Annotated in this window: 24 protein-coding genes; 18 read left to right on the forward strand and 6 right to left on the reverse strand. The window is 71.4% G+C overall.

Annotated elements, in window-relative coordinates; genetic code table 11:
* Positions 1–89: 89 nt before the first annotated feature.
* The gene (locus ACFZAT_RS02515) at positions 90–926 is read right to left on the reverse strand and encodes an arylamine N-acetyltransferase (RefSeq protein WP_391258922.1); all 837 of its coding nucleotides are present in this window, start codon (positions 924–926) and stop codon (positions 90–92) included.
* 136 nt (positions 927–1062) lie between these two features.
* Between ACFZAT_RS02515 and ACFZAT_RS02520 the strand changes: the two genes are divergently transcribed.
* Positions 1063–1389, forward strand: coding sequence for a hypothetical protein (locus ACFZAT_RS02520; RefSeq protein ID WP_391258925.1), 327 nt, complete (start codon positions 1063–1065; stop codon positions 1387–1389).
* 136 nt (positions 1390–1525) lie between these two features.
* Entirely contained in the window at positions 1526–2398 is an 873-nt protein-coding gene (locus ACFZAT_RS02525; protein WP_391258927.1) for a trypsin-like peptidase domain-containing protein, read from the forward strand.
* 63 nt (positions 2399–2461) lie between these two features.
* Here ACFZAT_RS02525 and ACFZAT_RS02530 read toward each other — a convergent pair whose 3' ends face one another.
* From ACFZAT_RS02530 to ACFZAT_RS02540, 3 genes are all read right to left on the reverse strand, one after another.
* Entirely contained in the window at positions 2462–3325 is an 864-nt protein-coding gene (locus ACFZAT_RS02530; RefSeq protein ID WP_391258930.1) for a DUF1206 domain-containing protein, read from the reverse strand.
* A 33-nt stretch (positions 3326–3358) separates the two neighbouring features.
* Positions 3359–4969 (reverse strand): amidohydrolase family protein, encoded by a 1611-nt coding sequence (locus tag ACFZAT_RS02535; RefSeq protein WP_391258933.1) that lies wholly within the window; start codon positions 4967–4969, stop codon positions 3359–3361.
* 93 nt (positions 4970–5062) lie between these two features.
* A complete protein-coding gene (locus tag ACFZAT_RS02540) occupies positions 5063–6352 on the reverse strand; it encodes an alanine racemase (protein ID WP_391258936.1) in 1290 nt (429 codons plus the stop codon).
* A gap of 166 nt (positions 6353–6518) precedes the next feature.
* Between ACFZAT_RS02540 and ACFZAT_RS02545 the strand changes: the two genes are divergently transcribed.
* The 4 genes from ACFZAT_RS02545 (at position 6519) to ACFZAT_RS02560 (ending at position 10331) form a co-directional block, all read left to right on the forward strand.
* Positions 6519–7577 (forward strand): PfkB family carbohydrate kinase, encoded by a 1059-nt coding sequence (locus ACFZAT_RS02545; RefSeq protein ID WP_391258939.1) that lies wholly within the window; start codon positions 6519–6521, stop codon positions 7575–7577.
* Positions 7574–8332, forward strand: a complete 759-nt coding sequence (locus ACFZAT_RS02550) for an IclR family transcriptional regulator C-terminal domain-containing protein (protein ID WP_391258942.1) — start codon at positions 7574–7576, stop codon at positions 8330–8332. The genes ACFZAT_RS02545 and ACFZAT_RS02550 overlap by 4 nt, the downstream gene beginning before the upstream one ends.
* 6 nt (positions 8333–8338) lie before the next feature.
* Positions 8339–8749: a RidA family protein gene (locus ACFZAT_RS02555; protein ID WP_018100981.1), complete on the forward strand. Its 411-nt coding sequence runs from the start codon at positions 8339–8341 to the stop codon at positions 8747–8749.
* Between the two features lie 106 nt (positions 8750–8855).
* On the forward strand, positions 8856–10331 hold the full coding sequence (locus tag ACFZAT_RS02560; RefSeq protein WP_391258946.1) for a gluconate:H+ symporter: 1476 nt from the start codon (positions 8856–8858) through the stop codon (positions 10329–10331).
* Positions 10332–10346: 15 nt separating this feature from the next.
* On the opposite strand, the gene ACFZAT_RS02565 is transcribed toward ACFZAT_RS02560, so the two are convergent.
* Positions 10347–12614, reverse strand: a complete 2268-nt coding sequence (locus ACFZAT_RS02565; protein WP_391258950.1) for a protein kinase — start codon at positions 12612–12614, stop codon at positions 10347–10349.
* 147 nt (positions 12615–12761) lie between these two features.
* A complete protein-coding gene (locus ACFZAT_RS02570; protein WP_391260206.1) occupies positions 12762–14429 on the reverse strand; it encodes a carbohydrate binding domain-containing protein in 1668 nt (555 codons plus the stop codon).
* Positions 14430–14818: 389 nt separating this feature from the next.
* On the opposite strand from ACFZAT_RS02570, the gene ACFZAT_RS02575 reads away from it, so the two are divergent.
* The 12 genes from ACFZAT_RS02575 to ACFZAT_RS02630 all read left to right on the forward strand — a co-directional run bounded on the left by ACFZAT_RS02575 (position 14819) and on the right by ACFZAT_RS02630 (position 24138).
* Complete coding sequence (locus ACFZAT_RS02575) at positions 14819–15655, forward strand: hypothetical protein (RefSeq protein ID WP_391260209.1); 837 nt, start codon at positions 14819–14821, stop codon at positions 15653–15655.
* A 66-nt stretch (positions 15656–15721) separates the two neighbouring features.
* On the forward strand, positions 15722–16435 hold the full coding sequence (gene cpaB / locus ACFZAT_RS02580; protein ID WP_391258953.1) for a Flp pilus assembly protein CpaB: 714 nt from the start codon (positions 15722–15724) through the stop codon (positions 16433–16435).
* Between the two features lie 7 nt (positions 16436–16442).
* The gene (locus tag ACFZAT_RS02585; protein WP_391258955.1) at positions 16443–17690 is read left to right on the forward strand and encodes an AAA family ATPase; all 1248 of its coding nucleotides are present in this window, start codon (positions 16443–16445) and stop codon (positions 17688–17690) included.
* Between the two features lie 23 nt (positions 17691–17713).
* A complete protein-coding gene (locus ACFZAT_RS02590; protein WP_391258958.1) occupies positions 17714–18121 on the forward strand; it encodes a TadE/TadG family type IV pilus assembly protein in 408 nt (135 codons plus the stop codon).
* Positions 18115–18483: a TadE/TadG family type IV pilus assembly protein gene (locus ACFZAT_RS02595; RefSeq protein WP_391258960.1), complete on the forward strand. Its 369-nt coding sequence runs from the start codon at positions 18115–18117 to the stop codon at positions 18481–18483. The genes ACFZAT_RS02590 and ACFZAT_RS02595 overlap by 7 nt, the downstream gene beginning before the upstream one ends.
* 45 nt (positions 18484–18528) lie before the next feature.
* Positions 18529–19869: an ATPase, T2SS/T4P/T4SS family gene (locus ACFZAT_RS02600; RefSeq protein ID WP_391258963.1), complete on the forward strand. Its 1341-nt coding sequence runs from the start codon at positions 18529–18531 to the stop codon at positions 19867–19869.
* Between the two features lie 30 nt (positions 19870–19899).
* On the forward strand, positions 19900–20838 hold the full coding sequence (locus ACFZAT_RS02605; RefSeq protein WP_391258966.1) for a type II secretion system F family protein: 939 nt from the start codon (positions 19900–19902) through the stop codon (positions 20836–20838).
* 19 nt (positions 20839–20857) lie between these two features.
* Positions 20858–21745, forward strand: coding sequence for a DUF5936 domain-containing protein (locus tag ACFZAT_RS02610; protein ID WP_391258968.1), 888 nt, complete (start codon positions 20858–20860; stop codon positions 21743–21745).
* A gap of 231 nt (positions 21746–21976) precedes the next feature.
* A complete protein-coding gene (locus ACFZAT_RS02615) occupies positions 21977–22210 on the forward strand; it encodes a hypothetical protein (RefSeq protein WP_391258971.1) in 234 nt (77 codons plus the stop codon).
* On the forward strand, positions 22207–22869 hold the full coding sequence (locus ACFZAT_RS02620) for a pilus assembly protein TadG-related protein (RefSeq protein WP_391258973.1): 663 nt from the start codon (positions 22207–22209) through the stop codon (positions 22867–22869). The genes ACFZAT_RS02615 and ACFZAT_RS02620 overlap by 4 nt, the downstream gene beginning before the upstream one ends.
* Before the next feature lie 25 nt (positions 22870–22894).
* Positions 22895–23488 (forward strand): hypothetical protein, encoded by a 594-nt coding sequence (locus ACFZAT_RS02625; RefSeq protein WP_391258976.1) that lies wholly within the window; start codon positions 22895–22897, stop codon positions 23486–23488.
* 44 nt (positions 23489–23532) lie between these two features.
* On the forward strand, positions 23533–24138 hold the full coding sequence (locus ACFZAT_RS02630; protein WP_391258979.1) for an OmpA family protein: 606 nt from the start codon (positions 23533–23535) through the stop codon (positions 24136–24138).
* Positions 24139–24148: the final 10 nt, after the last annotated feature.

A 24148-nucleotide genomic window follows, 5' to 3' on the forward strand; every position in this document is an offset into this window, starting at 1 on the left:
GACCGGAACGGGTGAGATACGCCACGGAGTGGTGTGCGCCGGGGCACGCGCGGGAAGCCGGCGCGCCCCGGCCGGCGGTTGCGCCGCGTCTACGCGGGAAGCCGCGCGCCCTTGGGGAGGCACAGCGCGAAGTCCTCCGTCAGGACGCGCGCCACCTCGTCGGCGTCCGCCAGCTCCCGTTCGCGCCGGGTGCCGCCGTCGTGCGGTGTCACCACGAGGGTGCGGCCGGAGAGCGACAGGTGGGCGTCCCCGGTGGTGCGCTGTACGTACAGGAGCCGGGAGAAGGGCGAGCGCGGGTTGGTCGCGATGTGCCAGTTGACGACCTCGTAGTCCGGCGCCTCGAAGGGCTCCCGGGTGAACGCGTACTGCCCCGCCCACTCCCCGTCGCGCGTCCGGGCCCGCAGCTCCCAGAGGTCCAGCGGCCCGTCGTGCGGGAGCCGGACGAGCCGGTGGTGGCGCGGGGTGTCGCGCAGCTCCGCGTCCGGGACCAGCGCGAGGGGCTCCAGCAGCGCGCCGGACCCGCCGAAGCCGACGTCCGCGAGGTACGGGTCCGGCTCGCCCGCCACCCGGACCTCCATCAGCATGTGGGTGCGCGGCCGGACGTCACCCGGGGCCGCGCCCAGCACCACGCGGGCGGCGAGCAGGGTGACGCCGAAGCCGAGGGCCCGGAGCGCGGCGGCGAACAGGGTGTTCTGCTCGTAGCAGTAGCCGCCGCGCCCGCCCCGTACGAGCTTCGCCTCCAGGTCCGGCAGCGCGAGCGAGGGCACGGTACCCAGGAGCGGGTCCAGATTCTCGAACGGGATGCCCAGCGCGTGCGCCCGGTGCACGGCGCGCAGCACCTCCGCGGTGGGGCGGCGCTCCCCGGCGTACCCGATGCGGGCGAGGTAGGCGTCGAGGTCGAGTGCGTGGGCGGCGTCGTGCGTCATGGTCCGACGGTATGCGGGGGCGCCGCTCCGCCGCCTCCGCCCCGGGGAGGGGTTGCTCTGGTCCGCCGGTCCCCCCGAACCTCTGAAGTAGCTCAACGGCCGTATACACCCGGGTGCTTCGGGGGAGGCCCGCTCCATGATCGGAAACGGGAAGAAGGACCTGGCCGTGATCGTGGTGCGGGACGCGGACGCCGTGGCCGCCGCGCTGCGCGAGGAGCTGGCGCGGGCGGCGGACGTGGACCGCCCCGGCCTGGAACGGGCCCTCGCGCTGGTCGAGGCGCGGACCGGGGTGCCGGACGCGGAGCTGCGCGGGCGGTGGGCCGCGCGGCGGATCACGGCGGGCGGATACGACGGACCCCTCGACGCGGTGGCGGCGGTCAAGGCGCTGCGGCAGGCCGAGCCGGGGCTGAGCCTGCGCCAGGCGGTGCAGCTGTCGAGGGAGGCGGCGGTCGTCTCCGGCTGAGTCCCGCGAGGACGGCGGCCGGAATCCGCCCCTTGTGCGCCCCCTCTCCGTACGCCAGCATGCGCATGTCAAACCGAAGGAACTTCGGTCGCAGAGGCCAGTCGTGCTCTGTTCAGTCGCAAGAGGGGACCCCCACATGAAAAAGCCTCTCGTCGGTGCACTCTTCGCGGTGCTGCTCCTCGGAGCGGGCATCGCACCCGCGACCGCGGCCACGAGCCACGGCGCGGCACCGGCAGGTCACACCGCGGTCAAGGCCGAGAAGGCGGTACGGGCCAAGGCGGTCAACTTCGCCGGGACCGTGGCGCTCAGCAACTGCTCCGGCTCGGTCGTCCGCACGCCCTCCTCGCAGCCGGGCGACCCCGCCCTCGTGCTGTCGAACGGGCACTGCCTGGAGACCGGCTTCCCGGCCCCCGGCGCGGTCGTGTTCAACCGCTCGTCCAGCCGCAGCTTCACCCTGCTCAACGCCTCGGGCAGCGGCGTCGGCACGGTCCGGGCGAGCAAGATCGCGTACGGGACGATGACGGACACCGACATCTCGGTGTACCAGCTCACCTCCACGTACGCGCAGATAGAGAGCCGTTACGGCATCAAGGCGCTGGAACTCAGCACCACGCATCCCGTCGCCGGCACCGCGATCACCGTGGCGTCCGGGTACTGGAAGCGCCTGTACAGCTGCAACGTGGACGGCTTCGTCTACCGCCTCAAGGAGGGGAACTGGACCTGGAAGGACTCGGTCCGTTACACCTCCGCCTGCCAGACCATCGGCGGAACCTCCGGCTCGCCCGTGATCGACAACGCCACCGGCAAGGTCGTCGCCGTCAACAACACCGGTAACGAGGACGGCCAGCGCTGCACGGACAACAACCCCTGCGAGGTCGACGAAAGCGGGAAGGTGACGGTCCGTCAGGGCATCAACTATGCCCAGGAGACCTACGGCATCGCCGCCTGCATCGGCACCGGCAGCGTCTTCGACCTGAACCGCTCGGGGTGCACACTGCCCAAGCCGTGATCCGTCGGACGTGAGAAGGGGCGGGGCCTCCAAGGCCCCGCCCCTGCGTCGTGCGCGGTCTGCTCAGATCTTGCGCCACCGCGCGTTCGCGAGGGAGAAGAGGCCGAAGGCGACCAGGCCGACGGCTATGAGGCCCAGCAGCCACGGGCCGGCCGGGGTCGCGCTGAAGGAGCGCAGCGTGTCGTCCATGCCCTTGGCCTCGCCGGAGCGCGCCTTCACCGCCGCCGACACCGCGAAACCTCCGGCGACCGCGAAGACCAGACCCCGGCTGACACCGCCGAAGATCCCGGTGACGTCCACGGCCCGCCGCTCGACGCGCGACATGTCCTCCATCCGCAGGTGCTTGTGGAACTTCCGCAGCGCCGCACGGCCCGCGATCCACAGGCCCGCGCAGGCGATGCCCACACCGGCCGCGCCCACCAGCCAGCGCCCGCCGGGCAGGTCCAGCACCCGGGCCGTGACGTCCTGGGAGCGGGCGTCGCCCTTGCCGCTGCCGCTGCCCTTGTCGCCGGCCGCGAACGACAGGACCGAGTAGGCGACGAAGCCGTAGAAGACGGCCCGGCCGCCGGAGGCCAGCCGCTTGGTCGCCTTGTGCCCGTCCGGGCCCGCCGCGCCGAACGCCGCCTCGGACAGCCGCCACAGGGCCATGCCCACGAGCGCGATGCCGAGGACCCACAGCAGGACGTGGCCGAAGGGCTTCTGCGCGATCTCCGCGAGTGCCCCGCCCCGGTCCGCCTGCTTGCCGCCGCCGCCCTTGCCGTCACTGTCGCCGCCGTTGAACGCGATGCGCAGGGCGAGGAAACCGACGAGGAAGTAGATGACCCCGCGTGCCACGAACCCCGCACGGCCGGCCGCCTCCACAGCTGTGCTGTTTCCCGCCTGCCGGGCCTTTCCCTGGCCCTTCGAGGCTGTCGCAGAGATATTCATGACACCCGGTTGCCCTGGCGGCGGCCGGGGAAACTACACCGCCGCCGCCGCGGAGCGCACCGACCGGCCCGCCAGCACCTGGGTGCGCCTGCCGTCCTCGATGACGAAGCGGCCGTCGATCAGCACGTGCGGGATGCCGGTCGGCAGCACGCGCGGCTCCTCGAACGTCGAGCCTGCCGCGACCGTCGCCGGGTCGAAGAGCACCAGGTCGGCGCGGTAGCCCTCGCGGACGAGGCCCCGGTCGGGGAGGCGGAGGCGGGCCGCCGGGCGGGAGGTGAGGTGGGCGACGCACTCCTCCAGGGAGAGGATGCCGAGGTCGCGGGCGTAGCGGCCCAGGTAGTGGGGAAAGGTGCCGTACGCGCGGGGGTGCGGCTTGTCGCCCTGGAGGATGCCGTCGCTGCCGCCCGTGTGCACGCGGTGGCGCATGATCTGCCGGACGTTCTCCTCGTGGCCGACGTGCTGGAGGATCGTCGTCCCGAGCCGGTCCTCCACCAGCAGCCGTCGCGCGGTCACCCAGGGCTCCTCGCCCCGCAGGGCCGCCGACTCGGCCACCGTACGCCCGACGTATCCGGCGAGGTCCGGTGTGCCGGTGCCGGAGATCTCGATGGTGTCCCACTCGATCGGCACCCCGTGGCAGCCGTCCGAGCCCACGATCTCCAGGTCGTGGCGGATGCGGGCGGCCGTCCCCGCGTCGGCGAGACGGGCCAGCACCGCTTCCGGGCCGCCCTCGCTCGCCCAGCTGGGCAGCATCGCGACGAGGGTCGTGCAGCCGGGGGTGTACGGGTAGGTGTCGAGGGAGATGTCGGCGCCCGCGTCGAGCGCGTCGTCCAGGAGGGCGAGGAGGTCGGGGGCGCGGCCCTCGTTGACGCCGAAGTTCATGGTCGCGTGGGCCAGATGGAGGGAACAGCCCGCGCTGCGGGTGAGCCGCACCATCTCCTCGTACGCCTCCAGTGCGCCTGCCCCGTACGAACGGTGGTGCGGGCAGTAGTAGCCGTCGTGGGCGGCCACCACCCGGCACAGCTCGGTGAGTTCGGCGTCGTCCGCGTACATGCCGGGGGTGTACGTCAGACCCGAGGACATGCCGACCGCACCCTCGCGCATGCCCTGGTCGACGAGTCGGCGCATCCGGTCCAGTTCGGCGTCGGTCGCGGGGCGGTCGTCCCAGCCCACCGCGTACATCCGGACCGTGCCCTGCGGGATGAGGTAGGCGGCGTTGACGGCGATGCCCTGGCGGTCGAGGCGGTCCAGGTAGCCGCCGACGGTCCGCCAGTCGAAGTCGATGTCCTCGCCGTCGCCGTTCCACCCGGAGATGGAGCGGCGGACCTGGGCGAGCGTGCGGTCGTCCACGGGTGCGTACGACAGGCCGTCCTGGCCGAGGACTTCGAGGGTGACGCCCTGGGCGGCCTTCGCGCTGTGGTCCGGGTCGCGCAGCAGCGCGAGGTCGCTGTGGGCGTGCATGTCGATGAAGCCGGGGGAGAGGGCGAGGCCGTCGGCGTCCAGCGTGCGCTTCCCCGTGGGGCGGGGGCCGGGGGAGTCCTCGCGGTGGATCTCCGCGATGCGGCCGTCGGTGACGGCCACGTCGGCGCGGTAGGCGGGGGTGGCGGTGCCGTCGATGACGGTCGCATCGCGGATGACGAGGTCCATGGGTGCCTTTCGGGTCCGGGGGCGGGGGCTCGTGCCCCCGGACCCCCGCTCCTCAATCGCCGGAGGGGCTTGGAACGCGGCTGGGAATGCCGCTCAGAAGAACGTGCGGACGAAGTCCGTGACCGTGCCGTCCGCTGCCACGAGCGGGATCAGCTGCCACTTGTCGAAGCTGGTGCAGGGGTGGGACAGGCCCATGCCCACCCAGTCCCCGACCTCCAGGCGCGCGCCCTCGTCCGTGCGGACCCAGGTGTGCTGGTCGGACAGACCGGTCACGGTGATCCCCTCGGCCGGGCGCACCGAGCCGTCCCGGCCCGAGCGCACCACCTGCGCCTCGGGCAGGTCCAGGTCGTAGGCCGCGTCCCGCTTGCCCGCGTTGAGGAACGCCTGCCCGGCGGACGGGCGCGACACCACCTGCGCCCACAGCCGGAACGCGGGCTGCAGCGCGCCCTCCTCCGGGACGCGGTTGAACGGGGTGAGGTGGCGGTAGTGGCCGTCGTCGTGCGAGACGTACGCCCCCGAGCGCAGCAGCTTGAGTACGGGGGCGGAGAGCTCCGGGATCTCGGCGAACACGTCCGCCACCGCATCGAACCACGCGCTGCCGCCCGCGCTGATCACGATGCGCTCGCCGGCCCCCAGCGCCCCGAAGCGGCCCGCCGCGTCGAAGCCGGCGGCCAGCGCGACGAGGCGGCGCAGCCAGGCCCGGACCCGGTCGCCGTCCGCCTCCGGCACCTCGCCCTCGTATCCGGCCACGCCGACCAGGCGCAGGGCCGGCGCGTCCGCCACCGCGTCGGCCACGGCGGCGCAGTCCGCCTCGGTCCGGGCGCCGGTGCGCGCGCCCTCGCCCGCGCCCAGCTCCACGACCACGTCCACCGGGCGGGAGGCGCCCGCCGCTCGCAGGGCCTCGTCCATCAGCTCGACCCCGCGCACGGAGTCCACGTAACAGACGAAGGCGAAGTCCGGGTCGGCGTCCAGTTCGCCCGCCAGCCAGCGCAGCGCGGCGGCGTCGACCAGCTCGTTGGCGAGGAAGATCCGGCCGATCCCGAACGCGCGGTAGACCCGCGCCTGGTGGGGAACGGCGGCCGTGATGCCCCACGCGCCGTGCTCCAGCTGGCGGGCGAAGAGCTGCGGGGACATCGACGTCTTGCCGTGCGGGGCGAAGGCGAGGCCGTGGCGTTCCGCGTACGTCTCCAGGAGCGCGAGGTTGTGCTCGACGGACTCGGCGGACAGCGCGAGGACGGGGGTCGTGAACCCGCCGTCGAAGAGGTTGCGGCGTTCGGCGGCCAGGGCGCCGACGGTCAGGCCCTCGGCGTCGGGCGGGAGGCCCTTGAACCGGTGGTCGACCGGTTCGTCGGCGAGAGCGGTCACGTGGTGCGCGGCGGCCATGGGGTCTCCTCGGTCCGGGTCCGGTCAGGGTGTGATCCGGTCAGCGATCTGATTGCAACATATGCAACACCCATTGCGTATATCGCTCAGGGCTGTCTAACATCCGAGCCGACGCCCGGTCAATGGTGAGTGCCGGTGCCGCCGCCCGACTGCTGAGGAGCCCCGCGTGTCCGGAACGACGCCCGCCGATGTCGTGTGCCTCGGTGAGTCCATGGTGACGTTCCTGCCCTCACGGCCCGGGCGCCTCGCCGACGTGCCGTCCTTCGACCGGGGCATCGGCGGCGCCGAGTCCAACGTCGCCTGCGCGCTGGCCGCGGCCGGGCACCGGGCGGCCTGGGTGAGCCGGGTCGGGGCGGACGGCTTCGGCGACCACCTCGTGGAGGCGGTCGCCGCGTACGGCGTGGACACGTCCTTCGTGCGGCGCGATCCCGCGCGGCCGACGGGGATCTACTTCCGTACGGCCACGGACCGGGCCACGGACGTCCACGAGGTGGCGTACTACCGGGCCGGGTCCGCGGCCTCCGCGATGTCTCCGTCCACCGTGCCGTGCGACGGGCTGCCCGCCGGGCGGATCCTGCACGTGTCGGGCATCACCGCCGCGCTGTCGGCGGACTGCCTGGCGCTGCTCCACGAGCTGACCGCGCCGCGGGTGGGGCGGCCCTTGATCTCGTTCGACGTGAACCACCGGCCGGGGCTGTGGCGGGGGGAGTCCCCTGCGGTCCTGCTGGAGCTGGCGCGGCGGGCGGATGTGGTGTTCGTGGGGGAGGACGAGGCGGAGGAGGCGTGGGGCGTCGTGGGCGCCGCAGCGATCCGGGAGGCGTTGCCGGAGCCGGGGGTGGTCGTGGTGAAGCGCGGTGCCGACGGGGTGACGGTGTTCTCGCGTGAACCGGGTGGCCGCCCCGGACCCCGCGCCTCAAACGCCGGCGGGGCTGATGAGGTCACCCACGCCCCCGCGCTCCGGGTCGACGTCGTCGCCCCCGTCGGCGCCGGCGACGCCTTCGCCGCCGGGTTCCTCTCCGCCACTCTCCGCGGACTGCCCGTCCGCGACCGCGCCCGCCACGGGCACCTCATGGCCGCCGCCGTCCTCACCGTCCCCGGCGACCTCACCGCACCGCCCGCCCGCGAGCACGCCGACCGGCTGGCCGCACTGGACGACGACGCCTGGGGGAGACTGCGTCTCGGCCCCGGGTGGACGGGGGACGACACGGAGGTACGTACGACATGAGTCAGACCGTCGACCGGGCGCTCAGCATTCTGCCGCTCCTCGCCCAGGGGCCCGCCGACCTCGGACAGGTCGCCGACCGCCTCGGCGTCCACAAGTCCACCGCACTGCGCCTGCTCCGTACGCTGCACGAGCACGGGCTCGTCTACCGGCAGCAGGACCAGCGCTACCGCCTCGGCGCCCGGCTGTTCGCGCTCGCGCAGGAGGCCGTCGAGAACCTCGACGTACGGGAGATCGCCCACCCGCACCTCGTCGAGCTGAACGAGCACTGCGGGCACACCGTCCACCTCGCCGTGTACGAGGAGAACGAGGTCCTCTACATCGACAAGGTCGAGAGCCGCTACCCGGTCCGGATGTACTCGCGGATCGGCAAGCCCGTCGCGATCACCGTCGCCGCCGTGGCCAAGCTGCTGCTCGCCGACCTCAGCGAGACCGAGCGGCGGGCCATCGCCGACAAGCTCGACTACCCCATGTACACGCCCCGTTCGACGCCCGGCGCCGCCGCGTTCCTCAAGGAGCTCGCCGCCGTACGCGAACAGGGCTGGGCCACCGACCTCGGCGGCCACGAGGAATCCATCAACTGCGTCGGCGCCCCGATCCGCGGCGCCGACGGGCGCGTCGTCGCCGCGATGTCGGTCTCCGCACCGAACGTGGTCGTCACGGCCGAGGAACTCCTCACCCTGCTCCCCCTGGTCCGTCGGACCGCCGACACCATCAGCCGGGAGTACTCCGGCAGCAACCGACCCAAGAAAGTCTGATCAGCGATGACCGACAAGACCGCGCTCACCCCCAGCACCCACACCACCCCGCCCGCGAAGTTCTCGCACGGCGTGCGCAAGGGCAACATCCTCCAGGTCGCCGGCCAGGTCGGCTTCCTGCCCGCCGTCGAGGGCCAGGCGCCCACCCCGGCCGGACCGACCCTGCGCGAGCAGACCCTCCAGACCTTCGCCAACGTCAAGGCGATCCTGGAGGAGGGCGGCGCGAGCTGGGACGACGTGATGATGATGCGCGTCTACCTCACGGACGTGGACCACTTCGCCGAGATGAACGAGATCTACAACGCGTACTTCGCCGAGCAGAACCTCAAGGAGGCCCCGGCCGCGCGCACCACGGTCTACGTCGGTCTCCCGAAGGGCCTCCTCATCGAGATCGACGCCCTCGCCGTCCTGGGCTGAGCCATCCCCGTAATCCGCACCCCGCCCGGCACGGCGCCGTACAGCACTGTGGCGCCGTGCCGCGGTCCACCCTGCCCAGAAACATGGACGAACAACGGAGTTACCCATGCAGCTCGCCGCAGGCCCCACCCCGCCCGGGACGCCACCCCACACCGGTGGACTCCTCCTCCTCATCGACGGCACCGCCGGTCTGCTGACCGTCGCCGTCCTCGGTATCGCGCTCCTCCTCTTCCTGATCATCAAGGTCAGGCTCCAGCCGTTCGTCGCGCTGCTCGCGGTCTCCATAGCCGTCGGCCTGGGCGCGGGACTCTCGGTGACCGAACTCTTCGGCACCGTGCAGAAGTCCGCCGCCGTCTCCGTCATCGAATCCGGCATGGGCGGCATCCTCGGCCATGTCGCGATCATCATCGGCCTCGGCACGATGCTCGGCGCGATCCTGGAGGTCTCCGGCGGCGCCGAGGTGCTGAGCGCCCGGCTGCTGCGGCTCTTCGGTGAGAAGCGCGCCCCGCTCGCGATGGGCCTGACCGGTCTGATCTTCGGAATCCCGGTCTTCTTCGACGTCGGCATCTTCGTCCTCGCGCCGATCGTCTACGCCGCCGCCAAGCGGTCCGGAAAATCGATCCTGCTGTACTCCATGCCGCTGCTCGCGGGGCTCTCCATGACCCACGCGTTCCTGCCGCCGCACCCCGGCCCGGTCGCCGCCGCGGGGCTGTTCCACGTCTCGCTCGGCTGGGTCATCCTGATGGGCGCCCTCGTCGGCATCCCGTCCGTGCTCGCCGCCTGGGGTTACGCCGCCTGGATCGGCAAGCGGATCTTCGTGGACGTCCCGCAGGACATGGTGGAGGCCGCCGAGGAGGCGAAGGCCGCCGTCGTCGCCGAGCAGCGGGCCGCCGGGGTCACCCCGCGTGAGGAGCCGGTCGCGCTCTCCACCGTGCTCGCCATCATCGGCACCCCGCTGATCCTGATCCTCGCCGCCACGTTCTCCTCGATCGCGATGGACCCCTCGACGGGCCGCTCGGTCATCGAGTTCTTCGGGAACCCCTTCGTCGCCCTGACGATCGCGCTTCTCCTCGCGTACTACCTGCTCGGCATCCGGCGCGGCTGGTCCCGCAAGTCCCTGGAGTCCGTGTCCACTTCCTCGCTGAAGCCGGTCGGGAACATCCTGCTCGTCGTCGGCGCGGGCGGCATCTTCGGCGCCGTGCTCAAGGGCAGCGGCATCGCGGACGCGCTCGCCGACACCTTCAACGACGTCGGCCTGCCCGTCATCCTGCTCGCCTGGCTGATCTCGGCCGTGCTGCGCATCGCCCAGGGCTCGGCGACCGTCGCCATCGTCACCACCGCCGGCATCGTGGTCCCGCTCGTCGAGAACCAGGACTTCTCGCAGGCCCACCTCGCGCTGATCATCATGGCGATCTCGGCCGGCTCGATCATCGCCTCGCACGTCAACGACGGCGGCTTCTGGATGGTGTCGAAGTACTTCGGCATCTCCGAACGCGACACCCTGAAGTCCTGGACGGTGCTCGAAACCGTCCTGTCGGTCGCCGGGTTCGCCGTCGCGGCGCTGCTCAGCCTGGTGATCTAGCAGTACGGGTACGAGTCAGGCGGCGGAGGCGCAGATGATGCTGCGCCCCTGGTTGACCTGCCAGTACCAGAACCGCTCGCCGGGCCCCGCCGGACAGGTCCAGTTCTGGCCCTTCTTCGGGGCCCGGTAGAAGCCGGTGATCCGCAGGATCGACTGCCCCGCCTTGGGCACCTTCGAGGCGTTGCAGCGCCACACCACCGTCAGGTCCGCGTTGGTCTCCCCGTTCACCTTCGCCGGGAAGCACTGCCCCGCCCTGTACACCCGGTCCAGGCAGAGCGTCCGCGTGATCCCGTCGTCGCCCGACCGGCTCCACCAGGTGAAACCCGCCCCCGTGTCGCAGGAACCGGACGCGCCGGTGAGGGTGCTCACCCGGTTGACGTGCATGTACGCGTTCGAGGCGCCGCAGTTCACCCGGATCGGGCGGCTCGCGCTCATGTTGTCGTAGCCGTCGTTGTAGACGTCGAGGCAGTCGCCCGCGTGCACGGCGGCGAAGGCGCGGTCGGTGGAGTCCATGGTGGGCGTGGGGGTCGGGGTCGGGGTGGGGGTCGGGGTCGGGGTGGGGGTCGGTATCGGGTCCTCCGTCACGGAGTCATCGGTGTCATCGGTGTCGGAGTCGCTGTCCGCCGAGCCGCCGCCGCCTCTGCTGCTCGACGTGTCCGTGTCGGCGGTCGTGCTGTCGTCCGCGTGCGTGTCGAGGTCGCTGCCCGAGGTGACGGAGCCGGACGCGCTGCCGCCCGACGACGAACCTCCGCCCGCCTTCTCCCACGGCTGCCAGATCAGCAGCGCCGCCACGGCGACCAGGGCCAGCAGCCAGCCCAGGACGGCGGTGCCGGAGGACGACGAGCCGGTGCGCGGGCCCGCCGGGACGGGGGCCGGGGCCGGGGCGGGCGGCGGGGCGGTCCGCGCCCGGGCCGCACGCTCGGCGCGCTCCCGCTCCGCGCGCTGCCGGGCCGCCCGCTCCTGCTCGGCCCGCTCGCGGTCGGCCCGCTCCTGGGCCGCGCGCACCCGCGCCACGCGCTCGGCCTCCAGACGGGCGGCCTCGCGGCGGGCGGATTCGCGGCGGGCGGCCTCCGCACGCTCCCGCTCCTGCCGGGCCGCTTCCGCCTGCCGACGGGCCGCCCGCTCCGCCTCCTCGTGCTCCGACTGCTCCCGCTCCGCGCGCTGCCGCTCGGCCAGCTGGGCCAGGGCCGCCATCTCGCGGCGGGTGCGGTCGCGGTCGGCCCGGGCCTGCCGCTGCGGCGAATACACCAGCGTCGGGGGCGGCTTGGGCACCGCGCGCGTCCGCCGCGTCACGGTCGGGGTGTGCGACGGGCCGCCCGGGGACCGGCCGCCCGCCCATTCCAGGCCCTGGTCCGCGTACGCGTCGATCAGCGCCGTCCAGCGCGGCGGCAGCCAGCGCGAGCCGCTCGTCGTCATCGGCAGCCCGGCCTGCTGTTCCCGGAAGCGCGCCAGCAGCTCGGCGGGGGCCGGACGGTGCCGGGGCCGCACGGCCAGGCACGGCCGGATCGTCGCGACCAGCTCCTTGGGCAGCCCGGTCAGATCGAGCTCGCCGCGCTGCACCCGGGCCAGCAGCCGCAGCGTGTCGCCGTCCGCGCGGTAGGGCGCCCGGCCGGTGGCCAGCAGGAAGAGCGTGGCGCCCAGCGAGTACACGTCGGAGGCGGCCGTGGACTCCTCGCCGCGCGCCTGCTCCGGCGAGGTGAAGGCGATCGTGCCCAGCGTGAGGCCCGTCAGGGTGAGGTCGCTGGCGTGCGAGATGCCGAAGTCGATGACCCGGGGCCCGTCCAGCGGCAGCAGCACGTTCTGCGGCTTCACATCGCGGTGGACGATCCCCACCCCGTGCAGGGTGACCAGGGCCTCGGCGGTGCCGGCCGCGATCCACCGTACGGCCGACGCGGGCAGCAGCCCGCAGGAGCGGACCAGTTCCGAGAGCGGGGGCGCGGCGATGTAGTCGATGGCCATCCAGGGCCGCTCGGCGTCCGGATCGGCATCCCGTACGCGGGCGGTGTAGGCGCTGTCCACCCGCTGGGCGACCGCCACCTCACGGGCGAAGCGCCGCCGGTCGGTGTCGCTGACCCGGCCCTCCGCGAGGAGCGTCTTCACGGCGACGAGGTCCCGGCCGCCGGCCCGGGCCAGGTAGATCCGGCCCATGCCGCCGGACGCCAGCCGCCCGAGCAGCCGGTACGGCCCGAGCGTCACCGGATCGTCCCCGCCCAGCGCTTCGATCCGCGCCCCGGCCATGTCACTCCCCCCGTCGCCCAGCATCGCGCCCCACAACCGTGCCACGTCCGGACGCGCACAGCCATGCGGCGAGGCAACTCCCGTACACGACTGTTGCGTTACCGGTATCGAAGCCGGGGCCCGGGTGGGCTGTCCGTACACGCAGCAGCGCCGCCGGGGGAGCGGCGGCGCTGCTGGTCATGGGGATGTGGTTTACGGGAGGCCGTGGACGTGCGGGCCGACCGCGTTCGACCAGGCGTTTCCGGCCGTGGCGTCCCAGTTGGTCGACCAGGTCATCGCGCCGCGCAGACCCGGGTAGGTCTTCGAGGGCTTGAAGCTGCCGCAACCGGTGCCCTTGGCCAGGCAGTCCAGGGCCGCGTTCACGACCGACGGGGCGACATAGCCGCTGCCCGCGCCCCGGGTGGAGGCGGGGACACCGAGGCCGACCTGCGACGGGTCGAGGCCGCCCTCCAGCTGGATGCAGGCGAGCGCGGTGAGGAAGTCCACCGAGCCCTGCGAGTAGACCTTGCCGTCGCAGCCGAGCATCGAACCGCTGTTGTAGTACTGCATGTTGACGACGGTCAGGATGTCCTTGATGTTGAGCGCCGTCTTGAAGTACTCACCCGCGGTGGACTGCATGTCGATGGTCTGCGGGGCCATCGTGATGACGAGGCCGGAGCCCGCCTTCTGCGACAGCGAACGCAGCGCCTTCGTCATGTACGTGGAGTTGAGGCCGTTCTCCAGGTCGATGTCGACGCCGTTGAAGCCGTACTCCTGGATCAGCGAGTAGAGCGAGTTGGCGAAGTTGGTCGCGGACGCGTCGCTGTTGACCGAGACCGAGCCCTTCTCACCGCCGACCGAGATGATGACGTTCTTGCCGGCCGCCTGCTTCGCCTTGATGTCCGCCTTGAACTGGGCGACGGTGTAGCCGTTCAGGCCCGCCGAGTCCAGGTTGAAGGTGACGGCGCCGGGCGTGGTCGTCGCGTCGGCGAAGGACACCGCGATGATGTCGTAGTTCGCGGGCACGTCGCTGAGCTTCTGGACGGTGGCGCCGTTGTTGAAGTTCTGCCAGTAGCCGGTGACCGCGTGCTTCGGCACGGAGGTGCCCGGATTCGGGTTGGCGCCACCGGACTTGGCGGTCCGGCCGCTGACCGTCGCCGACTTCACGGACTCACCGGCGGCGTTGGTGGCGGTCACCGCGAACTGGTAGGCGGTGTCGGCCGCGAGACCGGTGACCGTCGCCGAGGTGCCGGAGGAGGTGGTCGCCTTCACGCCGTCCTTGTAGACGGTGTAGCCGGTCGCGCCGGACACCGAGTTCCAGGACAGGTCGATGGAGGACGACGTGGTCGAGCCGACCGCGAGCCCGGCCGGGGCGCCGGGGATCGACGGGCCGGGGTCGGTGCCGCCGCCACCGTCGGGGCCGGTCACCGAGAAGTCGTCGACGAGGTAGGCCGCCTGGCCGTACCAGCCGTGCGTGTACACGGTGACGGACGTGGTGTTCGCGCCGGTCGTGAAGCTGGTCTTCAGCTGCGTCCAGCCGGTGGAGCCGGGCGTCCAGGTGGAGACGTCGGTGGTTCCGGTGCCGCTGGCACCCAGGTAGGCGTAACTGCCCTGCACCCAGGAGCTGAGCTGGTAAGTGGAGTTGGGCTTCACGGCCACGGTCTGCGAGCACTTGGCGTTGTCCTGGCCGGCCGGGGTGGCCTTCAGGGCGGAGGTGCCGCCGTGCACGGGGGAGGAGACGGTGGTGCCGGAGTTGCCGGTACACGTCCAGTTGGCGAGGCCCGATTCGAAGCCGGCGTTCTTGGCGACGTTGACGTCGGCGGCCTCGGCGCTGGTCACGAGCCCGGTGAGGGTCAGGGCGCCGGCCGCGACGACGGCCATCGCGGAGCCGAGGACGGGGCGGGTGCGGCGTCTTCTGCGGCTCGGGGCGGGGGAACGATCCACTTGCTGCCTCCGGGGGGAGTCGGGGATGGCGGGGGGACGACACGGGGGTGCCGGGGGTGTGGAATCGAAGAACGGTGGCCACCGCTGGCCGATAAACTGGTCCAGACCAATCAAGTTGTCAAGACCTCTGGCGCCCTCCGGTCCCCCCGGAGTCGCCCGCGACCTCATCACCCGTGCTCCGCGGGCTTCTTGAAAGTGTTCTCTGTCCTGCCGTACGTGGATAAAGTGCTCAGGCGGGAGCATCCGAGCGGAAGCGCCCGGGGGAGCGAGTGCGGCCGTGCGCGGCGGCCCGAGGAACGGGGAGCGGCGTGCCGACAGCCATAGCAGTGACCGGTCCCGGCCTCGTGCTGCCCCCGCAGGACCGCCAGACGCCCCCCGCGGTCGTCCTGCGCGGCCCCGGCGAACAGTCCCTGGACCAGGCCCTGGACGACATGCGGCTCCTCCTGGAGCAGCACGGACACGTCATCGCCGTCTACCCGGCGGGCATCCCCGCCGCGCACGAGCGCCGGCTCCACACCGTCCGGGCGATCCTGGAGAGCGACCGCATCGCCCTGCTCAAGTCGGACCTGCCGCCGCTCGGCGTGGCCGTACTCGTGCGTCAGTTACGGCAGTTGTCCGTCTGCGACTTCAGTGCCGGGGTGATCGCCTCCGCCGCGCGGCTCCTGTCCCACTACGTGCACGCCGGGGCGCTGCTCCACTCCGTGACCCGGCTCGACCGGGTGCCGGTCAGCCTCAAGTCGCACGCCAAGTCCTGGGTCCCCGGGTCCCAGTTCGGCGTGCTCGCCAACCCGGAACCCCAGCTCGTCAGGGTCGGTACGGGGGAACTGGCCGGCCCCCGCTTCGCCACGCATCTCCTCGTCGCCCGGGGGCAGTCCCCGTCGGAGTGGGTGACCGGCACGCTGGCCCGGGCGTGGCAGGCGCAGGCGGTGCACGAGGCCGTCCTGCCCGACGAGTCCCCCGGCTGGTGGGGCACCCCGAAGCTGATCGAGTTCGTGGCCTATCTGCCCGACATCTCGCTGATCTACCAACTGGTCTCCTCGGTGCGCAGAGAGGTCTGTACCTGGTGCGGAAACGAACTCATCGGCGACCGCTGCGGCCTGTGCAACGCCCCTCTGCACCCGCCGGAGGACCGTACGCGCGGCCCCGCCGCCCTGAATCCCTGAGTCAGCGGCACCGCCCCGCCCCGCACCGTCCGTCGGCCCACATACCCCAACGAGGTCGCTCCGCCCATGAATTCACGGCAACGCCGCGGCGTCATCCTGCTCGTCCTGTCGGTCCTGTGCGCCCTCGCCGCCTTCGCCGGTGTGATCTCGGTGATCGGTGACGTGAACGCGAAGGTGGGCCCCGAGGTGACCGCGTACCGGGTGAGGACCACCATCGCGCCCTACAAGCCCCTGGAAGCGGACCAGTTCGAGAAGATCTCGATGCCCGAGCGCTGGCTCTCCAAGAGCGCCGTCACCGACCTCTCCGCCCTGCGCGGCAAGATCGCCGTCACCGAACTGCACCCGGGCTCCCTGCTCCAGGAGGACATGCTGGTCGACCGCCCGAAGCTGAAGAGCGGGCAGCAGGAGATCGCGATCATGATCGACGCGGCGACCGGTGTCGCGGGCAAGATCAGGCCCGGCAACCTCGTCAACATCTACGCCACCTTCGCCGGCCGCACCGACAAGGAGAAGCCCACCTCGCGCGTCATCGTGGCCAATGCGCACGTCATCGACGTCGGCCGGCTCACCTCGCTCGAACCCAAGCCGGAGGACCGCGGCACCGGCACCACCGAGGCCGTGCCGATCACCTTCGCCCTGGACACCGACGACGCCCAGCGCGTCGCCTACGCGGAGTCCTTCGCCGAACACGTACGCCTCGCCCTGCTCCCCGCCGGCAGCCCGACCACCCTGGGCCCGGGCGAGGGCAGCTACGACCTCGACGAAGACAAGAAAAAGTGAGGACCGGATGAGCACACGCATCCTCCCGGCCGTCGGTGACGCCGACGCCGCCCGCGCCGTCTCCGGGCTCCTCGGCCAGCTCCCCGACGCCGAGCCGGCCGCCCCGCTCGGCGACTCGACCTCACTGCTCGACACCCTCGCCCGGCTCGCCGCCGAATCCCTGGACGAGCTGCCCGAGGTCGTCCTCGTGCACGAACGGATCGGCCCGGTCCCGGCCCTGGAGCTGATCCGGGAAGTGGCCCTGCGCTTCCCCGCCGTCGGCGTCGTCCTCGTCACCGCCGACACCAGCCCCGGGCTCTACTCCGCCGCCATGGACTCCGGCGCCCGCGGCCTGGTCGGCCTGCCCCTCTCGTACGAGGAGCTGGCGCAGCGCGTCCAGGCCGCCTCCGGCTGGTCCGTCGGCGTCCGCCGCCACCTCGGGGCCGGCGCCGAGCTGCACACCGGCCCCGGCGGCACCGTCGTCACCGTCAGCGGCGCCAAGGGCGGCGTCGGCACCACGGTCACCGCCGTCCAGCTCGCCCTGGCGGCCGCCGCCTCCGGGCACACCGTGGCGCTGGCCGACCTGGACCTCCAGTCGGGGGACGTCGCCTCCTACCTGGACGTGCAGTTCCGCCGGTCCGTGGTGGACCTCGCCACCATCCAGGACATCTCGCCCCGGGTCCTCCAGGACGCCCTGTACAACCACGAGTCCGGCGTCGCCCTGCTGCTCGCCCCGGCCGACGGCGAGCGCGGCGAGGACGTGACCGACCGCGTCGTACGCCAGACCGTCAGCGCCCTGCGCCACCGCTACGAGGTCGTCGTCGTCGACTGCGGTACGTACATGAACTCGGCCAACGCCGCGGCCGTCGAGATGGCGGACCGCACCGTGCTCGTCACCACCCCGGACGTCATCACCGTCCGGGCCGCCAAGCGCATGGTCCGGCTCTGGGACCGGCTCCAGGTCCGCAAGGCCGAGGAGACCATCACCCTCGTCAACCGGCACACCCGGCACACGGAGATCCAGCCCGCGCTGATCGAGAAGATCACCGCCACCAAGGTCGCCCGGATCGCCGTTCCGGCCAACTTCAAGGAGCTCCAGGCCGTGGTGGACGCCGGGCGCCTCCAGGACCTGGACGCCAAGTCCACCGTGAAACAGGCCCTGTGGGGGCTGGCCGCAGACCTCGGTCTGGTCAAGAACGCGCAAGCGGCCGTCCGAGGGGGCAGGCTGAAGGGTGAACGCGGCGCGTCGGGCGGCCGGCGGGCGCGGGCGAAATGACCACCGAGGGGGAGTGCCGTGCCATGAGCCTCTTACGCGCAGACCTGCGCCGTGACGCCCGCTCCCGCTCCGACCGGGGCCAGACCGCCATCGAGTTCGTCGGCACCCTGCCCCTGATCCTGCTCACCCTCGCGCTCCTCTGGCAGGCGGGGCTCGTCTGCTACACGTACATCCTCGCGGGGAACGCCGCCGACAAGGCCGTCCGGGCCGCCGCCGTCGCGGAGGGCGACCCGGGGGTGGCCTGCACGCGGGCGGGGCGCGAGGACGTCCCCGGCGCCTGGTCGGCGACGGTGGGCTGCGGCGAGTCCGGCGATCTGGTCACCGCGACCGTGCGCATCGACGTACCCCTGCTCTTCCCCGGGGCGTTCAGCGTGCCCATGCACGCCACGGGCGAGGCCAGTGCCCGGAACGAGCGGCGGGACGCATGGTGACGCGGCGCCGCTCCGGCTCCCGGCAGCGCGGGCAGGCCGCCATCGAGTACGTGGGCGTGCTCACCCTGCTGCTCGTCGTCGCGCTGGCCGTGGTCCAGCTCGGCCTCGCCGTGTACGCGGCCCAGCAGGCGGGTACGGCCGCGCGCGCTGCGGCCCGGGTGGCGTCGACCGACGGCCAGCAGGGCCGGGCGGGCGCGGTGGCCCGGGAGTCCATGAGCAGCTGGCTCGCGGACGGGGCGACCGTCAGCACCGGGGCCGGCGCGGAATCGGTGACCGTCACCGTGCGGGTTTCCATCCCCGCTCTGCTGCCGATGTTCTCCTTCGGCTCCGTCGAGAAGAGCGCCACCATGCCGAGCGACTGACCCGGAACCGACCATGCGGCCACAGGAAACGAGGGAGTCGATCACATGAGCCTGCGGGCGCGCATCACCAGCCCCGAACCCGCGAACGGGATGAGCGAGGAGAGCCGGCTCGTCGGCGCCTACCGCGCCAAACTGCTGGAGGAGATCGACCTCGCCGAGATGTCCGCCCTCGCGGCGGCCGACCGCAGGGCCCGGCTCGAACGCGTGCTCGGCCACATCATCAGCCGCGAGGGCCCCGTCCTGTCCTCCGTGGAACGCTCGCAGCTGATCCGCCGGGTCGTGGACGAGGCGCTCGGCCTCGGCATCCTCGAACCGCTCCTGGAGGACGCCTCCATCAGCGAGATCATGGTCAACGGCCCCGAACAGGTCTACGTGGAGCGCGGCGGACGCCTCGAACTCCTGCCGATGCGCTTCTCGTCCAACGAGCAGCTGATGCAGACCATCGAACGCATCGTCTCCACGGTCAACCGCCGCGTGGACGAGTCGAACCCGATGGTCGACGCCCGGCTCCCCTCCGGCGAGCGCGTCAACGTCGTCATCCCGCCGCTCTCCCTGTCCGGCCCGATCCTCACCATCCGGCGCTTCCCCCGCGCGTTCACGCTCCAGGAGATGATCGCGCTCGGCTCGCTGGACGAGCCCATGCTGCTGCTGCTCGCGGGCTTCGTGCGCGCCAAGTTCAACGTAATCGTCTCCGGCGCCACCGGCACCGGCAAGACCACCCTGCTCAACGCGCTCTCCGGGCTGATCCCCGACGGCGAGCGCATCGTCACCATCGAGGACTCCGCCGAGCTACGGCTCCAGCAGTCCCACGTCATCACGCTGGAGAGCCGGCCGCCCAACGTCGAGGGCAAGGGCCGGGTCACCATCCGCGACCTCGTCCGCAACTCCCTGCGCATGCGGCCCGACCGCATCATCGTCGGCGAGGTCCGGGGCGGCGAGACCCTGGACATGCTCCAGGCCATGTCCACCGGCCACGACGGGTCCCTCGCCACCGTCCACGCCAACAGCGCGGAGGACGCGCTGATGCGGCTCCAGACCCTCAGCTCCATGTCCGAGGTCGAGATCCCGTTCGCCGCGATCCACGACCAGATCAACAGCGCCGTCGACGTCATCATCCAGCTGACCCGGCACGGCGACGGCTCCCGCCGCGTCACGGAGATCGCCGTCGTGGACTCGTACGGCCGCGAGGACTACCGCATCGTCTCCGTCTGCCGCTTCGACGCCCTCCCCATGGCGGCGGACGGGCGCGTGTACGGGCAGTTCGCGTACTTCCCGGTGCCCCGGCGGGTCGCGGACCGCTTCTACATGGCGAACGAGGCGGTCCCGCCGGCGTTCGGGGTCGCCCATACGGACGAGCAACTGCTGACCCGTACGCCGACGGCCTGACCCTCAACCCCCTGGAAGGCGCTTCCCGACATGGACAACCTCCCGCTCCTGACGGTCGGCGTGGCCCTGATCGCCTGTGTGCTCGCCGTCATCGGCCTGCATGTCTTCGCCTCCGGCAGGGAGCAGCAGCGGGCGCTCATCGACCGCCTCTCCCGGACCGGCCCCCTGGCGATCGAGGGGCGCGTCCGGCGCTTCCGGTCCGTCGACCGCAAGCTGCGGCGGACCGCCCTCGGCAAGCGGATCGAGCGGAAGCTCGCGGTCACCGGGCTCGACCTGACGCCCGGCGAGTACGCCGTGTACGTCATTGCCGCCCTGCTCGGGCTCTACTTCGTCACCGCGGCCGTCTTCGCCCCGTTCTTCGGGCTCCTCGCGGTCCTCATCGGGGCCTGGGGCGGCAACGCCTTCCTCAACTGGCAGCGCGCCAAACGCACCGAGGCGTTCATCAGCCAGCTCCCCGAACTCACCCGCGTCCTCGCCAACGCCACCCAGGCCGGACTCGCCCTGCGCACCGCGATCTCCATGGCCGTCGACGAACTGGACGACCCGGCCCACGAGGAGCTGCGCCGCGTCGCCGACCGGCTGGCCATCGGGCACTCGCTGGACGACGCCCTCAACGAACTCGTGGAACGGCTGCCCTCCCGCGAGCTGACCGTCCTGGTCTCGACCCTGATCCTCTCCAACCGGGCGGGCGGCACCATCGTCTCGTCGCTGCGCAACCTGACCAACACGCTGGAGGAGCGCAAGGAGACCCGGCGCGAGGTCACCACGCTCCTCTCCCAGGTGAAGGTCACCGCCGTCGCCGTCCCCGTCCTCGGGCTGCTCTTCCTGCTCCTCATCAACACCATGCGGGGCGGCGCACTGGACGACATGGCCGCCGCGACCCCCGGCCGCATCGCCATCGTCGTCGCCGCCGGGCTCTACGGCCTCGGCTTCTTCCTGATCAACCGCCTGACGCGCGTCCGCATCTGAGGGCCGGAAGGACACCCCCATGGAGATCCTGCTCGCCGCCGTCCTGGGACTCGCCGTCCTCGGCGCCTTCCAGGGCGTGCGCATGTACCGCGCGGACGCCAAGCTCCCCGGCGACCTGGCGCTCGCCCTGGAGGTCGGCGCCAGCCGCACCAGCGCCGCCGGTTCGGCCATCGACCGCATCGGCATGCGGTACGCCCCCCGGGTCCTGTCGCTGATGGGCCCGAAACGGGTCGACCGGATCCGCCGGAAGCTCGACATGGCGGGCAACCCGCGCGGCCTGACGGTCGACCGCTACGCCGCCCGGCGCGCGGTCTTCGGCGGGCTCGGCATCCTCGCCGCCCTGGCGATGCTGATGAACGGTCAGGTGTTCCTGGCCGTCGTCCTGCTCGTCTACGGCCTGTTCTGGACGGACGTGATCATCCGGGCGGCCATCAGCCGGCGCAAGGACGACATCGAGCGCACCCTGCCCGACTTCCTGGACGTCCTCGCGGTCGTCGTCTCGGCCGGTCTCGGCTTCCGGCAGGCGCTGGAGCGGGTCGCGGAGAAGTACACCGGTCCGTGGTCCGACGAACTGCGCATCACCCTGCGCCAGATGGACATGGGCGTCAGCAGGCGCGACGCCTTCGACCAGCTGCGCCGCCGCAACGAGTCCGAACAGGTCTCGATGTTCGTCTCCGCGCTCCAACAGGGCGAGGAGCTGGGCGCGCCCATCGTCGACACCCTGATCCAGATCGCCAACGACATGCGCCGCACGGACGCCCAGAACGCCCGCCGCAAGGCCTCCAAGGCGGTCCCCAAGGCCACGCTGATCGTCACGAGCTTCATGCTCCCGGGCACGATCATCCTGATCGCGGTCGGGTTCTACTACGCCGCGAACGTGAACATCAATGAGATCTTCGGCAGCTGAGCCCGCGAAGTGCTCTCCCCAGAGGGCCATTTGTGGGACATTCGGAGCCGAGGGGGGCGGGAGGGGACGGCATGGCTGAAAGCGATACGTCTGACGGGCCCCAGAAGTGGGAATGGGCCCGGCAGCCCACGACAAGGGCCACCGCACCGACGTACCTTGCCCGCGGCACGCGGACTTACGGATCAACGTCGACCGATTCCCGGTCGGTCGAACCTGGAGGGGGACATCGCCATGAAGGACATCGCGCTCAGGGCGACGGTGCGCACGCAGACTTATGTGAACCACTGGGCGCACACCACCGTGGACCGCATGAAGCGCCGGAAGGACGAGGGGCAGGGGGCGATCGAGTACGTCGGCATCACGATTCTGGTGGTGGCGATCGTGATTGCTCTGATCAACACCAAGATGGGTACGACCATCGGAAACAAGTTCAAGGATAAGATCAATAAGGTCTTGGGCAAGTGACACCGGAGGTTTGCGAGGAGTCGGGGCAAGCCGCGCCGCTGTACATCACAGCGGTGGTGGGCCTGCTCTTCCTTGCCTTGGTCTTCTTCGCATTCGGCGAAGCCGACATTCAGCGAAATGGCGTGCAGGGTGCCGCCGATGCGGCAGCGCTGGCAGCGGCCAAGGAATCACGCAGCCAGCTCGAACCCGATCTGAAGGCACATCTCGCGGACCCCGGTTACCTTGAATCGATGTTCAGCCCGTCCTTCCTGGGCGGCCCGGACAACACCTGCTGGAGGGCGTCTTCTTTCGCTGCGCTGAACAGGGCGAGCGTTGTCCGTTGTCAGCCACTGGCCGATGGCAGATGGGGCTACGAGGTCCGGCTGCAGTCCGACAAGGGCATGAGCGAGGACATTGTGCCGGGTACCGAGGGCAAGAAGGCGGAAGCTGTCGCCGTGGCGGTGGTCGAACCTCGCTGCACGTTCACCCCGGAGCCGGACAACACTCCGGATCCGGCGAGTTCTTCTGATCCGGAAGCGGATCCGGACCCGGAGGCGACGACCACGCCAGTCGGCAAGGTCCGCTGTGACGGCGGCCCGGACTGGGCGGTGGACTCCGAGGATCTGACGCTCATGCCTGAGATGGCCGACCTCTTCTCCGTGCGCTTGGCCGAGAACTGACCACAAATGACGCAAAGGATCCCGAATGAATTTCCGGCAGGTGGGGAAAGTACGCCGGGCTGGGGCAGTTGCACTCCTGGCCTCATCTCTACTGTTCTCAGTGGCAGCGTGTGGTGGTGACGACGAGGGACTGGAAAAGGAGCCCGCGGCCTCGTCCGATGCAAGCAAGGGGGAGGGCAAGCAGGGTGCGCAGAGCGACACGCTGCCGGACCGCAGTAAGACTCTCGCGACCCTCAAGAACGACAAGGGTGTCGAGATGATCGTTTACTCGGCCAAGCGGGACGGCGGTGGATTCCTGACCGTCAGTGGCGACTTCAAGAACACCGGTGGAGAAGGGTTCACCACACCTCTCGAATGGAGCGGGCAGGAGGAAGCGGTCACCGATACCGGTCCTTCGTTGGCCGGTATGACGCTTGTCGACTCGATCGGTAAGAAGCGTTATTACGTGCTGCGGGATACGGACAATCGACCGCTCACAACGAGCAACTACGCGTCGAGCATCGACCCAGGGCAGAGCCTGAACTTCTTTGCCCAGTTCCCGTCTCCGCCCAGCACCACCAACAAGGTGGACCTTCAGTTCCCAGGGTTCCCGAACGCGACGATTGAGATCTCCGGATGAGTGCCGGCACCGACTCTGCGAAGGGGACAAGGGCGCGCGTCGTCATGACCGCGTTCGCAGCGGCACTCGCGTTCGTGGCAACCGAAGCCACCCAGGCGGTCGCCGAGGACAGTCCCTACCCGTCCGCATCGGCGGAGCCACCGGTACAGGTCGATTCCAACGACTCCGACCTGAAGCTTCCGGACGGGGCCACCCTCGCCGCGCCCAAAGTCCTCGACATCAAGTCCGTCATCGAGGACCTCGGCGGCGAGGAGCGCCGCGAGGACACCAACGCCGACATCAAGTTCGCCCTCCAGGCGGAAGTGCTCTTCGGCAAGGACAGTGCCAAGCTCGGCGGCGAGGCCAAGGGGCGGATCAACGCCATCGCCGAGGAGATCAAGCGGCAGGACGCCAAGAAGGTCCGCGTCTTCGGGTTCACCGACGACCTCGGCTCGTCCGAGCACGGCGACGTGCTGTCCAAGAAGCGCGCCGAAGCCGTCCACAACGTGCTGGACGAGGCGCTCGGCGGCTCCGGGATCACCTTTGAGATCCGGGGCTACGGCGAGGACTACCCGATCGCCAGCAACGACGACGAGGACGGCCGCCGCAAGAACCGCCGCGTGGAGGTCTCCTTCCAGCGCGGCGAGACCGAGACCGGCTCGCAGAGCTGACCCGCACCGC

Origin of the sequence: Streptomyces sp. NPDC008163 (genome assembly GCF_042956885.1) — a bacterium.
Lineage (GTDB): Bacteria > Actinomycetota > Actinomycetes > Streptomycetales > Streptomycetaceae > Streptomyces > Streptomyces drozdowiczii_A.

Excerpts from the sequence above, each read along its gene's own strand:
- ACFZAT_RS02515 (WP_391258922.1), bottom strand. The coding sequence starts at position 926 with ATGACGCACGACGCCGCCCACGCACTCGACCTCGACGCCTACCTCGCC.
- ACFZAT_RS02520 (WP_391258925.1), top strand. The coding sequence starts at position 1,063 with ATGATCGGAAACGGGAAGAAGGACCTGGCCGTGATCGTGGTGCGGGAC.
- ACFZAT_RS02525 (WP_391258927.1), top strand. The coding sequence starts at position 1,526 with ATGAAAAAGCCTCTCGTCGGTGCACTCTTCGCGGTGCTGCTCCTCGGA.
- ACFZAT_RS02530 (WP_391258930.1), bottom strand. The coding sequence starts at position 3,325 with ATGAATATCTCTGCGACAGCCTCGAAGGGCCAGGGAAAGGCCCGGCAG.
- ACFZAT_RS02535 (WP_391258933.1), bottom strand. The coding sequence starts at position 4,969 with ATGGACCTCGTCATCCGCGATGCGACCGTCATCGACGGCACCGCCACC.
- ACFZAT_RS02540 (WP_391258936.1), bottom strand. The coding sequence starts at position 6,352 with ATGGCCGCCGCGCACCACGTGACCGCTCTCGCCGACGAACCGGTCGAC.
- ACFZAT_RS02550 (WP_391258942.1), top strand. The coding sequence starts at position 7,574 with ATGAGTCAGACCGTCGACCGGGCGCTCAGCATTCTGCCGCTCCTCGCC.
- ACFZAT_RS02555 (WP_018100981.1), top strand. The coding sequence starts at position 8,339 with ATGACCGACAAGACCGCGCTCACCCCCAGCACCCACACCACCCCGCCC.
- ACFZAT_RS02560 (WP_391258946.1), top strand. The coding sequence starts at position 8,856 with ATGCAGCTCGCCGCAGGCCCCACCCCGCCCGGGACGCCACCCCACACC.
- ACFZAT_RS02570 (WP_391260206.1), bottom strand. The coding sequence starts at position 14,429 with ATGGCCGTCGTCGCGGCCGGCGCCCTGACCCTCACCGGGCTCGTGACC.
- cpaB (WP_391258953.1), top strand. The coding sequence starts at position 15,722 with ATGAATTCACGGCAACGCCGCGGCGTCATCCTGCTCGTCCTGTCGGTC.
- ACFZAT_RS02585 (WP_391258955.1), top strand. The coding sequence starts at position 16,443 with ATGAGCACACGCATCCTCCCGGCCGTCGGTGACGCCGACGCCGCCCGC.
- ACFZAT_RS02590 (WP_391258958.1), top strand. The coding sequence starts at position 17,714 with ATGAGCCTCTTACGCGCAGACCTGCGCCGTGACGCCCGCTCCCGCTCC.
- ACFZAT_RS02595 (WP_391258960.1), top strand. The coding sequence starts at position 18,115 with ATGGTGACGCGGCGCCGCTCCGGCTCCCGGCAGCGCGGGCAGGCCGCC.
- ACFZAT_RS02600 (WP_391258963.1), top strand. The coding sequence starts at position 18,529 with ATGAGCCTGCGGGCGCGCATCACCAGCCCCGAACCCGCGAACGGGATG.
- ACFZAT_RS02605 (WP_391258966.1), top strand. The coding sequence starts at position 19,900 with ATGGACAACCTCCCGCTCCTGACGGTCGGCGTGGCCCTGATCGCCTGT.
- ACFZAT_RS02610 (WP_391258968.1), top strand. The coding sequence starts at position 20,858 with ATGGAGATCCTGCTCGCCGCCGTCCTGGGACTCGCCGTCCTCGGCGCC.
- ACFZAT_RS02615 (WP_391258971.1), top strand. The coding sequence starts at position 21,977 with ATGAAGGACATCGCGCTCAGGGCGACGGTGCGCACGCAGACTTATGTG.
- ACFZAT_RS02625 (WP_391258976.1), top strand. The coding sequence starts at position 22,895 with ATGAATTTCCGGCAGGTGGGGAAAGTACGCCGGGCTGGGGCAGTTGCA.
- ACFZAT_RS02630 (WP_391258979.1), top strand. The coding sequence starts at position 23,533 with ATGACCGCGTTCGCAGCGGCACTCGCGTTCGTGGCAACCGAAGCCACC.